This is a genomic window from Streptomyces cynarae, from assembly GCF_025642135.1.
Taxonomy (GTDB): domain Bacteria; phylum Actinomycetota; class Actinomycetes; order Streptomycetales; family Streptomycetaceae; genus Streptomyces; species Streptomyces cynarae.
The window spans coordinates 6,550,800-6,562,920 of record NZ_CP106793.1 but is presented as its reverse complement, the minus strand read 5'-3'; the positions used below and the strand labels follow the sequence as shown (position 1 = coordinate 6,562,920).

The 12,121-nt window shown below is 71.3% G+C and carries 11 protein-coding genes and 2 pseudogenes; 5 read left to right on the top strand and 8 right to left on the bottom strand.

Annotated features, from left to right (window positions below; translation table 11 throughout):
- Nucleotides 1-5 precede the first annotated feature (5 nt).
- The 4 genes from N8I84_RS29810 to N8I84_RS29795 all read right to left on the bottom strand — a co-directional run bounded on the left by N8I84_RS29810 (nucleotide 6) and on the right by N8I84_RS29795 (nucleotide 3,506).
- Nucleotides 6-914 (bottom strand): hypothetical protein, encoded by a 909-nt coding sequence (locus tag N8I84_RS29810; RefSeq protein ID WP_263232506.1) that lies wholly within the window; start codon nucleotides 912-914, stop codon nucleotides 6-8.
- Between the two features lie 13 nt (nucleotides 915-927).
- Complete coding sequence (locus N8I84_RS29805) at nucleotides 928-1,224, bottom strand: DUF4193 domain-containing protein (protein ID WP_003993510.1); 297 nt, start codon at nucleotides 1,222-1,224, stop codon at nucleotides 928-930.
- 390 nt (nucleotides 1,225-1,614) lie between these two features.
- Nucleotides 1,615-2,847, bottom strand: coding sequence for a sensor histidine kinase (locus tag N8I84_RS29800; RefSeq protein WP_263234930.1), 1,233 nt, complete (start codon nucleotides 2,845-2,847; stop codon nucleotides 1,615-1,617).
- Nucleotides 2,848-2,852: 5 nt separating this feature from the next.
- On the bottom strand, nucleotides 2,853-3,506 hold the full coding sequence (locus N8I84_RS29795) for a response regulator transcription factor (RefSeq protein WP_010353034.1): 654 nt from the start codon (nucleotides 3,504-3,506) through the stop codon (nucleotides 2,853-2,855).
- 420 nt (nucleotides 3,507-3,926) lie between these two features.
- Here N8I84_RS29795 and N8I84_RS29790 point away from each other — a divergent pair, with 420 nt between their 5' ends.
- On the top strand, nucleotides 3,927-4,100 hold the full coding sequence (locus tag N8I84_RS29790) for a hypothetical protein (RefSeq protein WP_200418481.1): 174 nt from the start codon (nucleotides 3,927-3,929) through the stop codon (nucleotides 4,098-4,100).
- A gap of 208 nt (nucleotides 4,101-4,308) precedes the next feature.
- Here the strand turns inward: N8I84_RS29790 and N8I84_RS29785 are convergent, their stop codons facing one another.
- Nucleotides 4,309-5,139, bottom strand: coding sequence for an inositol monophosphatase family protein (locus N8I84_RS29785; RefSeq protein ID WP_263232505.1), 831 nt, complete (start codon nucleotides 5,137-5,139; stop codon nucleotides 4,309-4,311).
- Nucleotides 5,136-6,262: pseudogene (locus N8I84_RS29780) on the bottom strand (ferrochelatase). Before N8I84_RS29780 ends, N8I84_RS29785 begins: the two are co-directional and overlap by 4 nt.
- A gap of 38 nt (nucleotides 6,263-6,300) precedes the next feature.
- Between N8I84_RS29780 and N8I84_RS29775 the strand changes: the two are divergent.
- From N8I84_RS29775 to sepH, 3 genes and pseudogenes are all read left to right on the top strand, one after another.
- Nucleotides 6,301-6,549 (top strand): annotated as a pseudogene (locus N8I84_RS29775) (hypothetical protein); the annotation flags it as partial.
- Nucleotides 6,509-7,828 (top strand): D-arabinono-1,4-lactone oxidase, encoded by a 1,320-nt coding sequence (locus tag N8I84_RS29770; RefSeq protein WP_263232504.1) that lies wholly within the window; start codon nucleotides 6,509-6,511, stop codon nucleotides 7,826-7,828. The pseudogene N8I84_RS29775 and the gene N8I84_RS29770, both read left to right, overlap by 41 nt.
- Nucleotides 7,829-8,295: 467 nt before the next feature.
- A complete protein-coding gene (sepH, locus tag N8I84_RS29765) occupies nucleotides 8,296-9,333 on the top strand; it encodes a septation protein SepH (protein WP_263232503.1) in 1,038 nt (345 codons plus the stop codon).
- A 67-nt stretch (nucleotides 9,334-9,400) separates the two neighbouring features.
- Here sepH and N8I84_RS29760 read toward each other — a convergent pair whose 3' ends face one another.
- On the bottom strand, nucleotides 9,401-10,255 hold the full coding sequence (locus N8I84_RS29760) for a sulfurtransferase (RefSeq protein ID WP_263232502.1): 855 nt from the start codon (nucleotides 10,253-10,255) through the stop codon (nucleotides 9,401-9,403).
- Nucleotides 10,256-10,576: 321 nt separating this feature from the next.
- Between N8I84_RS29760 and N8I84_RS29755 the strand changes: the two genes are divergently transcribed.
- A complete protein-coding gene (locus tag N8I84_RS29755; RefSeq protein WP_263232501.1) occupies nucleotides 10,577-11,392 on the top strand; it encodes a VOC family protein in 816 nt (271 codons plus the stop codon).
- Nucleotides 11,393-11,411: 19 nt separating this feature from the next.
- Here the strand turns inward: N8I84_RS29755 and N8I84_RS29750 are convergent, their stop codons facing one another.
- Nucleotides 11,412-12,062 (bottom strand): thymidine kinase, encoded by a 651-nt coding sequence (locus tag N8I84_RS29750; RefSeq protein WP_263232500.1) that lies wholly within the window; start codon nucleotides 12,060-12,062, stop codon nucleotides 11,412-11,414.
- Nucleotides 12,063-12,121: the final 59 nt, after the last annotated feature.

The following is a 12,121-nucleotide window of genomic DNA, read 5'->3' as shown; positions in this document are numbered from 1 at the left end:
GGCGCTCACTCCTCGATCGGCGAGGGACCCGGCGCCTTCTCCAGCGGCGGCAGTTCCGGCAGCGCCTCCCACGGCACCTGCATCCTGCGCAGGTCCTTGCGGATCCGCTGCGCGACCCTCCGGGTGTCGCGGCGGTTCATGACCGCGCCCACAGCGGCTCCCACCATGAACGGCATCAGGTTCGGCAGGTCCCGCACCATCCGTTTCATGATCCGCTGCCGCAGTTCCCGCTTCATGCGCCCGCCGAGAGCGGCGTCGATCGTGGCGGGGTTGGTCATGTCGATCCCGCGTTCGCCGGCCCAGGACCTCAGATACAGGGTGCTGCGCTGAGCGAGGGTGCCCGGCGGCCGCAGCCCGTACACCTCGTGCAGTTCGGCGATCAGCTTCAGCTCGATCGCCGCGACGCCGGTGATCTCCGCGGCCAGCTCGGTCGGCATGGCAGGCGGCACCGGCAGCATCGCCGCGGCGCCTACTCCGGCCCCGACCGTGGCCGTCGCCCCTGCCGCTCCCGCGACGAGTTTGTCGGCGATCTCCTCGGGCCCGAGGCCGGGGAACTGCCTGCGCAGTGTCTCGAGGTCCCGTACCGGGATGCGCGGGGCCATGTCGATGATCCGGTCGGCTAGATACGCCAGAGCCGCTCTTGCAGCACTGCCGCCCTTGCGGACGCCTTCCCGGACTCCTGTACGGACTCCCTCACGGACGGCGACCGCACGGCGTCGCGCGGCAGGTGCCGGAGGATCGGCCGGCTCCAGGGGCCCCACGGGGGCCGCTGGGGCGTGCGGTTCGAGCGAGGCTGTTCCCTCACCGGAAGAGCCCCGCTCGTCGTCACGTACGCCGTGGGAGCCCTCGTCGGGCTCCTGCTCCGCTCCCCTGTGCGAGAAGCGGCGCTTCCAAGGAGGGGTCGAGCCGGTCACGGCCGACCCTGCCTCAGTCGCAGTCGCGGCAGATCGGCTGACCGTTCTTCTCCCGGGCCAGCTGGCTGCGGTGGTGCACCAGGAAGCAGCTCATGCAGGTGAACTCGTCCTGCTGCTTCGGGAGCACCCGGACGGCCAACTCCTCGTTGGAGAGGTCGGCGCCCGGGAGCTCAAGGCCCTCGGCGGCCTCGAACTCGTCGACGTCTACTGCGGAAGCGGACTTGTCGTTCCGCCGGGCCTTCAGCTCTTCAAGGCTGTCGGAGTCGACGTCGTCGTCGGTCTTGCGTGGGGTGTCGTAATCCGTTGCCATTTCGCTCTCCCCCTCTGGGTGTCTGCGGTGTCTCCAGCGCACGTAACGCGTGAGAGGCCGGACTTGTGCCCGCCTCGAGGCGGAGATTTTGCCTCACATCAAGGTCTGTTACTCAATCGACACCCAACCGGACTCCTCAAGAGTGATCGGCTTGGATGGCGAAGCGGACCGTACACGGTCCCGGTGCCACAGTTCAAAGGCATCTCACCGCGTACTACCCGTGATCAAGGCACCGGAAAACCCGGATATTCCGGCTTTGTGAGCACTCACGGCGTCACGCAGAGTAGGTGGCTGGAAAAATGTCCTTGTGATCGATCACACATGACCAAATCGGAGCCCGTACCCGAAAATTCCGCGCAAAGCGAACGTCGGGCGGGATCCGGGCATCTGTCAGAGCGGCAGGGTGACGCGCATCACAAGCCCACCCCCTTCGCGCGGCTGTGCACTGATGTGGCCGCCGTGGGCGCGCGCGACGGACCTGGCGATGGACAGGCCGAGGCCCACGCCCTTGTCGCTGCCCGTGCGCTCCGTGCGCAGCCGTGTGAAGGGCTCGAAGAGGTTGTCGATCTCGTACGCGGGGACGACCGGGCCGGTGTTGGAGACGACGAGTACCGCCTGGCCGTGCTGGGCCTGCGTGGTCACCTCGACCCAGCCGCCCTCCGGAATGTTGTAGCGCACCGCGTTCTGCACGAGGTTCAGGGCGATCCGCTCCAGCAGGACGCCGTTGCCCTGGACGACCACGGGGGCGCGCTCGCCGCGGATCTCGACGCCCTTGGCCTCCGCCTCGGCGTGCACCTGGTCGACGGCCTGGGAGGCCACCTCGGCGATGTCGACCGGCTTGCGCTCGACGATCTGGTTGTCGCTGCGGGCGAGCAGCAGCAGGCCCTCCACGAGCTGTTCGCTGCGCTCGTTGGTGGCGAGCAGCGTCTTGCCGAGCTGCTGCAGTTCGGTGGGCGCCCCGGGGTCGGACAGGTGCACCTCGAGGAGCGTGCGGTTGATGGCGAGCGGGGTGCGCAGCTCGTGCGAGGCGTTGCCGACGAACCGCTGCTGGGCCATGAACGCGCGCTGCAGCCGCTCCAGCATGTCGTCGAAGGTGTCCGCGAGCTCCTTCAGCTCGTCGTCCGGGCCGTCCAGCTCGATACGGCGGGACAGGTCCGAGCCGGCCACCGCGCGCGCGGTGCGGGTGATCCGGCCGAGCGGCGAGAGCACACGGCCGGCCATGGCGTACCCGAAGGCGAAGGCGATCACGGCGAGTCCGAGCAGGGCCAGCAGCGACTGGCTGAGCAGGTTGTCCAGGGCGTGCTGGCGCTGCTCGTTCACGCAGGCGTCCAGGGCGTCGTTGAGCACGCTCGCCGAGGTCTGCTGCGGGAGGTTGCAGGTGTCGCTGGCCACCTGGCCCTGGAGGATCTTGAACGGGAGTTCGCTGCCCACGTTGAGGGCGTGCGCCGCGAACAGGTAGATGATCGACAGCAGCAGGATGCCGGCGATCAGGAACATACCGCCGTACAGCAGCGTGAGCCTTATGCGGATGGTCGGGCGCAGCCAGGGGAACGGCAGTTCCGGCCTGCGGGGGTCCCAGGTGGGCTTGGGCGGTGCCGTGGGTGGTGCGGGTGTCGTGGCCACGGTCATCAGATCCGGTATCCGGAGCCGGGAACGGTGACGATGACGGGCGGCTCGCCGAGCTTGCGGCGCAGGGTCATCACGGTCACGCGTACGACGTTGGTGAAGGGGTCGGTGTTCTCGTCCCAGGCCTTCTCCAGCAGCTGCTCGGCCGAGACGACGGCGCCCTCGCTGCGCATGAGGACCTCGAGGACGGCGAACTCCTTGGGGGCGAGCTGCACCTCGCGCCCGTCGCGGAAGACCTCGCGGCGGTTGGGGTCGAGCTTGATCCCGGCGCGCTCCAGGACGGGCGGCAGCGGCACGCTCGTACGCCGGCCGAGGGCGCGCACACGCGCGATGAGCTCGCTGAACGCGAACGGCTTCGGGAGATAGTCGTCGGCGCCGATCTCCAGGCCCTCCACGCGGTCGCTGACGTCGCCGGACGCGGTCAGCATCAGCACGCGCGTGGGCATGCCGAGCTCGACGATCTTGCGGCAGACGTCGTCGCCGTGCACGAGCGGGAGGTCACGGTCGAGGACGACCACGTCGTAGTCGTTGACGCCGATGCGCTCCAGGGCGGCCGCACCGTCGTACACGACGTCGACGGCCATGGCCTCCCGGCGCAGTCCGGTGGCCACCGCATCGGCGAGCAGCTGCTCGTCCTCGACGACGAGTACGCGCACGTCGCTTGTCCTTCCTCTGTCCACCCGGGTGACCCGTTTGCGGGCAGCCCACGGGCAGTTTCTGTCACGGGTTGTGGGCTCCATCCTGCCCTTTTCGACCGTAAACCGGCTGTAAGGCGGCGGGAAGCGGCCCGGGAGGCGGATCCGCAGGTCCGGGAATGCGAAATTTTCTCGCGCGGTTGAGGTTTCCGCGGAAGGGAGCGGGGGGAGGACGGCTTTACACCCCGCGATCACGCTCTGCATGTGGCACACCACCACGTGGTCGGCTGCTCACCACTTCCCGTAGAGCGGGCGTGGGTGTCCGGCACCGTCGCCGCCCAGCCAGGGCTGCGCTGGGCACCCAATGGAGACGTGATCGCCCCTTCCCATACGGCACACCCCCGTGCCACCGACCCACGACCCAGGACGAGGGGGCGCAGCATGGACGCATTCACCGCAGGACTTCTGCAGCGCATACGGGCGACCGAGTCCGACCTGACGCGGGCCCGCGAAACCGGCGACGACTTCCTCGTGGACGTCGAACAGTCGGAGCTCGACGACCTGCACCGCCTTGCCGCCGAGCACGGTGTGGAAGTCACGGCGACGCGCGTCTGATCAGCTCGCAGCAGGCGGGGCCCCGGCAGATCCAGGCCGGGGCCCCGCTTCATGCGTACGGAGCCTGCTGCGAGGCGAGGGCCCGGCGCGGCCCCACGAGGGCGCGGAAGGCGGTCCCTCCGGCCTCCAGGGGCAGGTACGGCCCGCGCCGGGCACCTGGCGGCGACCGCCGCCCTGAGGCACAGGCGCGGGGCGGGTCGTCAGATCCTCAGTCGTGCCATGCCCCCAGTTCCTCCAGCCGCGTCTGGAGGTGGTCGAAGAGGGGCGGTGGAGCCGCGATCGTCAGTTCCGGGGAGACCGGCTCCCCGGGGCGGCCGCCGGTCCGGGCGCCCGCCTCGCGGGCGATCAGGTCGCCCGCCGCGTAGTCCCAGGGGTTCAGGCCGCGCTCGTAGTACGCGTCCAGACGGCCCGCCGCCACGTCGCACAGGTCGATCGCGGCGGAGCCGCCCCGGCGGATGTCCCGCACCTCGGGGATCATCCGGCGGACCACCTCGGCCTGCCGGGCCTTGCGCTCGGCGAGGTAGCCGAAGCCGGTGCCCACCAGGGCGAGGCCCAGCTCGGGCGCGGGGCGCACGCGCGCAGGGCGGTCGTTCAGGAACGCGCCCCCGCCCAGGACGGCTCGGAAGGTCTCCTGGCGCATGGGCGCGTGGACCACCCCGACGAGCGTCTCCCCGTCCTTGCGGGCCGCGATGGAGATCGCCCAACTGGGGAGTCCGTACAGGTAGTTGACGGTGCCGTCGATCGGGTCGATCACCCACTCGACACCACTGCTGCCCTCGACGCTGGCACCCTCCTCGCCGAGCAGGCCGTCGTCGGGCCGGCGGTCGGCGAGCAGCCCGGTGATCAGCTTCTCGGCGGCGATGTCCATCTCGGTGACCACGTCGATGGCGCTGGACTTGGTGGCGGCCACCCCGAGGTCGTCGGGGCGCCCGTCGCGCAGGAAGGCGCCCGCGCGCGTGGCGGCCTCCAGCGCGATCTCGAGGAGTTCGGCCTTCAGCCGCTCGGTCGGTTCGGACTGCTCGGTCACGGTGCTCCTCATGCGTACGGGCTGTCGGCGCCCGCCGCGGCGGGCTTGGGGCGCGGGCCGGGCAGCACCCGACCGGACAGACGTTGTGGCTCGGGCCCAGGGCGCCGAGGGCGCAGGGGGTCACCTGCTGCCCGCGCTCGGTGGCGGCGCGCTCGGCGATCAGGTCACGGATCGCGGCGGCGAACCGCGGGTCGGCGCCCACGGTGGCCGAGCGGCGCACCGGCAGCCCCAGCTCCTCGGCCTTCGCCGTGGCCTCCGTGTCGAGGTCGTACAGCACCTCCATGTGGTCCGAGACGAACCCGATGGGGGCCATCACGACCGCCGGGACCCCGGCGCCGTGCAGCTGCTCCAGGTGGTCGCAGATGTCCGGCTCCAGCCACGGGATGTGCGGGGCGCCCGAGCGCGACTGGTAGACGAGCTGCCAGGCGTGGTCGACGCCGGTCCGCTCGCGCACCGCGTCGGCGACCAGCCGCGCGACGTCGAGGTGCTGCCGCACGTACGCCCCGCCGTCCCCGTGCTCCTCGGCGGGGCCGGAGGCGTCCGCCGCGGAGGTCGGGACGGAGTGGGTGGTGAAGGCGATGTGCGCCCCGGCCCGGACGTCCTCGGGGAGGTCGGCCAGCGACTTCAGGACGCCCTCGATCATCGGCTCCACGAAGCCCGGGTGGTTGAAGTAGTGCCGCAGCTTGTCGACCCGGGGCAGCTCGAGGCCCTCGGCCTCCAGGGTGGCCAGGGCGCCCGCGAGGTCCTCGCGGTACTGACGGCAGCCGGAGTACGAGGCGTACGCGCTGGTGGCGAGGACGAGGATGCGGCGGTGGCCGTCGGCGACCATCTCGCGCAGGGTGTCGGTCACATAGGGCGCCCAGTTGCGGTTGCCCCAGTAGACGGGCAGGTCCAGGGCGTGGTCGGCGAAGTCCTTGCGGAGGGCGTCGAGCAGGGCGCGGTTCTGGCTGTTGATGGGGCTGACCCCGCCGAAGAGGAAGTAGTGCTGTCCCACCTCCTTCAGGCGCTCCTTGGGGATGCCCCGTCCCCGGGTCACGTTCTCCAGGAACGGGACCACGTCGTCCGGGCCCTCCGGGCCTCCGAACGAGAGGAGCAGCAGAGCGTCGTACGGGCTGGCGTCGAGTGCGTCGGGCATGTCTCCGATCCTGCCACCCGCCACCGACAGGAGGACCGGCCGCCCACCGCCGACGATTGCTGGGCGCACCTGCCGGGGCCGTGAGTATGATCCCCTTCCTACCGGTCGGAAACTTACCGTCTCCGATCATGGCGCTGTTCGTTGCGGGCCTGTCCGTCGCACCCTCGGTGATCACAACGGCTCTCGTCGAACGGCCGTACGGGCGTCATCGGCCGGGCAGGCCGGATCCGCGGCGGGGAGGGTCCCATGAGCACCACAGTGAGCGGGAAGAGCGGCACGTGGCGTAACTGGGCGGGGAACGTCACCGCCCGGCCCGTACGGGCGGTCACCCCCGCCTCGGTCGAGGAGCTCTCCGCCGCCGTGCGGAAGGCGGCCGAGGACGGGCTCAGGGTGAAGGCCGTCGGCACCGGACACTCCTTCACGGCCACCGCCGCCACCGACGGCGTGTTGATCCGCCCTCAACTGCTGACCGGGATCCGCGGCATCGACCGTGCGGCCGGCACGGTCACCGTCGAGGCGGGCACTCCCCTCAAGAGACTCAACACGGCGCTCGCGCGCGAGGGACTGTCCCTCACGAACATGGGCGACATCATGGAGCAGACCGTCTCGGGCGCCACCAGCACCGGCACGCACGGCACCGGCCGGGACTCCGGCTCGATCGCCGCGCAGATCAAGGGGCTCGAACTGGTGACGGCGGACGGCTCGGTGCTCACCTGTTCGGAGCGGGAGAACCCGGACGTCTTCTCGGCCGCCCGCATCGGCCTGGGCGCACTCGGGATCATCACCGCGATCACCTTCGCGGTGGAGCCCCTCTTCCTGCTCACCGCCCGCGAAGAACCGATGCCGTTCGAGAAGGTCCTCGCCGAGTTCGACGAACTGTGGGCCGAGAACGAGCACTTCGAGTTCTACTGGTTCCCGCACACCGGGAACACCAACACCAAGCGCAACAACCGCAGTCTCGGGCCCCGTCGGCCGATCGGGCAGGTGAGCGGCTGGTTCGAGGACGAGTTCCTCTCCAACGGCGTCTTCCACGTGGCCAACCTGGTCGGCCAGGCCGTGCCCGCCACGATCCCGGCGATCGCCCGGATATCGAGCCGCGCCCTGTCGGCCCGTACGTACACCGACATCCCCTACCAGGTCTTCACATCCCCGCGCCGGGTGCGGTTCGTGGAGATGGAGTACGCCGTCCCGCGCGAGGCCCTGGTCGAGACGCTGCGCGAACTGAAGACCATGGTCGACCGGTCGGACCTGCGCGTCAGCTTCCCCGTCGAGGTCCGCACCGCCCCGGCCGACGACATCGCCCTGTCCACGGCGTCCGGCCGGGACAGCGCCTACGTCGCCGTACACATGTTCCGCGGGACGCCCTATCAGGCGTACTTCACCGCCGCCGAGCGCATCTTCACGGCACACGAGGGGCGCCCCCACTGGGGCAAGGTGCACACGCGCGACGCGGAGTACCTGGCCAAGACCTACCCGCGCTTCGGCGAGTTCACCGCACTGAGGGACCGCCTCGACCCGGACCGGCTCTTCGGCAACGACTATCTGCGCCGGGTGCTGGGGGACTAGAGGATTTCGTTCGGCCGGGGCACCGCGAGTTGAGGGACGCTCAGAAACACGGCGACACTCGAAGCGAATCGTTCCGTTTCTGCCGGTCAGATGAAGTACGCCACGTTTGAGGGCCACGAAAACGGCGCACCGGACGGCCAACTCGTACCCCTTGCCAGAACTTGGGCGGCGTGCCGATCCACGCGCGTGGCCCGAATGGAGTACTGTTGCGAGCCCTGGGTCCGGTCTCCCGCCAGGGTGTCCGGGGCCTTGCTGGACCGCCGGGAGGGGGCTAGTTGCACAGGGTGACAGAGTTGGTCACTTTGCGTTGCGAATAGGTAACCGTGCCATAACGGCGATGCAGGGCCCGTGCCCGACACGCCGGGCAACTCGGCAAGGTTGTGGCAGGCTGCACCCGGGCAGGCCACACTCGACTAGCGGAAGCAGCGACGCACGTGACGTCGGCAGGCACCACCCGGGAGGTCCCCATGCCCGAACTGCGTGTCGTGGCCGTCTCCAATGACGGCACACGGCTGGTGCTGAAGGCTGCGGACAGCACGGAGTACACGCTTCCGATCGACGAACGGCTCCGCGCCGCCGTGCGCGGCGATCGTCCCCGCCTCGGCCAGATCGAGATCGAGGTGGAGAGCCATCTCCGCCCCCGCGACATCCAGGCCCGTATACGTGCCGGTGCGTCCGCGGAGGAGGTCGCCCAGCTCGCCGGTATCCCCGTCGACCGCGTGCGCCGCTTCGAGGGCCCCGTACTGGCCGAGCGTGCCTTCATGGCCGAGCGGGCACGCAAGACACCCGTGCGCCGGCCGGGCGAGAACACCGGTCCCCAGCTCGGCGAGGCCGTCCAGGAGCGGCTGCTGCTGCGCGGCGCCGAGAAGGACACCGTCCAGTGGGACTCCTGGCGCCGCGACGACGGCACCTGGGAGGTGATCCTGGTCTACCGGGTGGCGGGCGAACCGCACTCGGCGACCTGGACCTACGACCCGCCCCGCCGACTCGTCCAGGCCGTCGACGACGAGGCGCGCGCGCTGATCGGCGAGTCCGACGACCTGTCGGCGCCCGAGCCGAGCTACCCCTTCGTGCCACGGATCGCCCGTCTGCCCCGCGAGGGCCGGCTCGACCGCGCCCCGGAGCGGCAGTCGGACCGTCCCGCGCTGCCGTCGCAGGCGACCGAGCCGGCGGAGGAGAGTACCGGCGAGCGGGACTCGCTCACCAGCCTCCTGGAGGCGGTGCCGAGCTTCCGCGGCGACCTGGTCGTGCCCGAGCGGCCCGCCGAGGAGCCGGAGGAGCCCGTACAGGAACCCGCGGCGGAGGAGCCTCCCGCGGCCTCGGCCTCGGCCGGATCGGCGTACGCGGACGTTCTCATGCCGCGCACGGTCGGCAGCCACCGCGACCGGCTGATCGGCGCGACGGACCGTCAGGCCGAGGCGGACGGTGTCCGCCCGGGCCGCAGAGCGGCGGTCCCGAGTTGGGACGAAATCGTGTTCGGTACGCGCCGCAAGAAGCAGGAGTAGCCGGACCGGAACACAGGCTCTGAGCGGTGGGGTGTACGTCGAGGCGGCGTACACCCCACCGCCACGCTCACTGCGGGTCGGGGCCCACCGCCACGGGGCGGTTGCTGTCCGACGACCACTCCGACCACGACCCCACGTACAGCGCGGCCGGGATGCCGGCGAGCGTCAGCGCCAGCACCTGCTGGGCCGCGGAGACGCCCGAGCCGCAGTACACGCCGACCTCGGTGCCCTCGGTGACGCCGAGCGCCTTGAAGCGCTCGGCGAGTTCCTCCTGGGGTAGGAAGTGGCCGGTTTCGGTCAGGTTCTGAGCCGTCGGCGCCGACACCGCGCCCGGAATGTGCCCGCCCACCGGGTCGATCGGCTCGACCTCGCCCCGGTAGCGCTCACCGGCCCGCGCGTCCAGGAGCAGCCCCGTGCGGGCGAGCGCCGCCGCGCCGTCCGCGTCGAGCAGCGGCAGCGCACCCGGTGCGGGCCGGAAGTCGCCCGGCTCGGGCGCCGTTTCGATCCCGGAGGCCAGGGACCCCTCCCAGGCGGACAGACCGCCGTCGAGCACCCGCACATCCGGGTGACCCGCGAAGCGCAGCAGCCACCACGCGCGCGCGGCGGCCCAGCCCTGCCCGCCGTCGTACACCACCACCGGCCGGTCCGAGGAGACGCCTGCGGCCCGCATCGCCGCACCGAAACGCTCGATGCCGGGCAGCGGATGCCGACCGGCCGGCCCCGGCGGATCCGCGAGATCGGTGTCCAGGTCGACGAAGACGGCCCCCGGAACGTGTCCGGCCGCGTACTCGGCACGGCCGTCGAAAGGAGCGGCGCCGGCCGCCGTCGCGGTGCTCAGCTGCCAGCGGATGTCCAGGAGCGTCGGCGGCCGCGCTCCCGCCAGTTCGCTCGCGAGTTCGGATGCGGTGATGATGGCCTTCATGGCCCCATCCTCGCGCACGGGGTGGCCCTCTCGCCCAGGTCCCGCTACTCTGCTCCGCCGGACAGGTCCGATCACGCGCTGTACGGGATCGGGCACATGCTGTACAGCCGATGGACCGCACACGGCGATCACACCGCGACGCACGAGCACCGTCCCCTCGAGCCCCTGTGGCCGGGAGCCGTACCGCACGGCGCGGCCGGAGCCCGTGGTGCGACCGGTGGTGCGACCATCGGCGCGGACCGTGCACCCGCGCCCACCCGGCACAGGTGCACCCGGGCGGAAGCTGAACGGCCACCACGAAGGGCCGAGGAGAGAGTGACGATGATCGAGGCACCGGGGTCGGCGGGCCTGACCGGCACGGCGCACGAGAGGCCGGCGCCCGGCGTACCGTGCTGGGTGAGTCTGATGGTGCACGGGATGGCCGCGACCCAGGAGTTCTACCGGGCGCTGTTCCGCTGGGAGTTCCGCCCGGGACCGCAGCAACTCGGGCCCTATGTACGGGCCGTGCTGCACGGCTACGAGGTGGCGGGCATCGGCCAACTGCCGCCTGACCGCCATCTCCCGATCGCCTGGACGCCGTACCTCGGCTCGGACGACGTGGACGCGACCGCCGAGGCGGTCCGCAGCTGCGGCGGCACGGTGGGGGTCGGTCCGCTGGACGCCGCCGAGGCCGGGCGCCTGGCGATCGCCTGCGACCCGACGGGCGCGGTGTTCGGCATCTGGCAGGCGGCCGAACACCTCGGCACCGGCCTGACCGGCGTCTCCGGCACCCCTGCCTGGAACGAGCTGCTGACCTACGACACGGCGAGCGTCGCCACGTTCTACCGGACGGTCTTCGGCTACGAGGAGGAGCCGGTGTCGACCGCCGACTCCGACTACCGCACCCTGCACATCGAGGGCCGTCCGGTCGCCGGCATCCACGGTGTCGGGCACGCCCTCCCCCGCGACCGGGGTCCGCACTGGCTGACGCACTTCCGGGTCGAGGACGCCGACACGGCCGCCGAGCGGGTCACCGAGCTGGGCGGACGCGTCGTGAGTCCCGGTCGCAGCACCGCCCTGGGCCGTGTGGTCGCGGTCGCGGACCCGGAGGGCGCGACGTTCTCGGTGGTGAGCCCGCTCGACCGAGCCGACTCCTGACGGGTGAATCGCCGGGGCGTCAGATGGACGACACCGGCAGGACGTCCGGGGAGAGGGCCGCCGCGCGCGCGGCGGCCGCCGTCATACGGCGCCGGTGGTGGCGGCGGCACAGCACCTCGTAACCGATCTCGTCCGCCGACTGGGTCACGTCGCCCACGACGACCTGGGCGCCCTCGACCACCATCTCGCCGCCCACCGTGCGCGCGTTGTGCGTCGCGCGGGCGCCGCACCAGCACAGCGCCTCCACCTGGAGGACCTCGACCCGGTCGGCCAGCTCCACCAGGCGCTGCGAGCCGGGGAAGAGCTTGGTGCGGAAATCGGTCGTGATACCGAAGGCGTAGACGTCGAGACCGAGGTCGTCGACCACACGGGCCAGCTGGTCTATCTGCTCCGGCGCCAGGAACTGCGCCTCGTCCGCGATCACGTAGTCCGCTCGCCCGCCCTGGGAGAGGTGGTCGACGACGTGGGCGTACAGGTCCTGTCCGTCGCCCACCTCCACGGCGTCGGTCACCAGACCCAGGCGGGAGGAGAGCTTGCCCTCGCCCGCCCGGTCGTCCCGGGTGAAGATCATGCCCTGGAGGCCGCGCGCGGAGCGGTTGTGCTCGATCTGGAGAGCCAGTGTCGACTTCCCGCAGTCCATGGTTCCGGAGAAGAACACCAGCTCGGGCATGGGAGATCGAGGCCTTTCGGGCGGGGCGGAGGGCATGGGGGATCTTCAGGAGCGTACTG

Excerpts from the sequence above, each read along its gene's own strand:
- N8I84_RS29760 (WP_263232502.1), bottom strand. The coding sequence starts at position 10,255 with ATGAAGGCCATCATCACCGCATCCGAACTCGCGAGCGAACTGGCGGGA.
- N8I84_RS29755 (WP_263232501.1), top strand. The coding sequence starts at position 10,577 with ATGATCGAGGCACCGGGGTCGGCGGGCCTGACCGGCACGGCGCACGAG.
- N8I84_RS29770 (WP_263232504.1), top strand. The coding sequence starts at position 6,509 with ATGAGCACCACAGTGAGCGGGAAGAGCGGCACGTGGCGTAACTGGGCG.
- N8I84_RS29805 (WP_003993510.1), bottom strand. The coding sequence starts at position 1,224 with ATGGCAACGGATTACGACACCCCACGCAAGACCGACGACGACGTCGAC.
- sepH (WP_263232503.1), top strand. The coding sequence starts at position 8,296 with ATGCCCGAACTGCGTGTCGTGGCCGTCTCCAATGACGGCACACGGCTG.
- N8I84_RS29785 (WP_263232505.1), bottom strand. The coding sequence starts at position 5,139 with ATGAGGAGCACCGTGACCGAGCAGTCCGAACCGACCGAGCGGCTGAAG.
- N8I84_RS29750 (WP_263232500.1), bottom strand. The coding sequence starts at position 12,062 with ATGCCCGAGCTGGTGTTCTTCTCCGGAACCATGGACTGCGGGAAGTCG.
- N8I84_RS29790 (WP_200418481.1), top strand. The coding sequence starts at position 3,927 with ATGGACGCATTCACCGCAGGACTTCTGCAGCGCATACGGGCGACCGAG.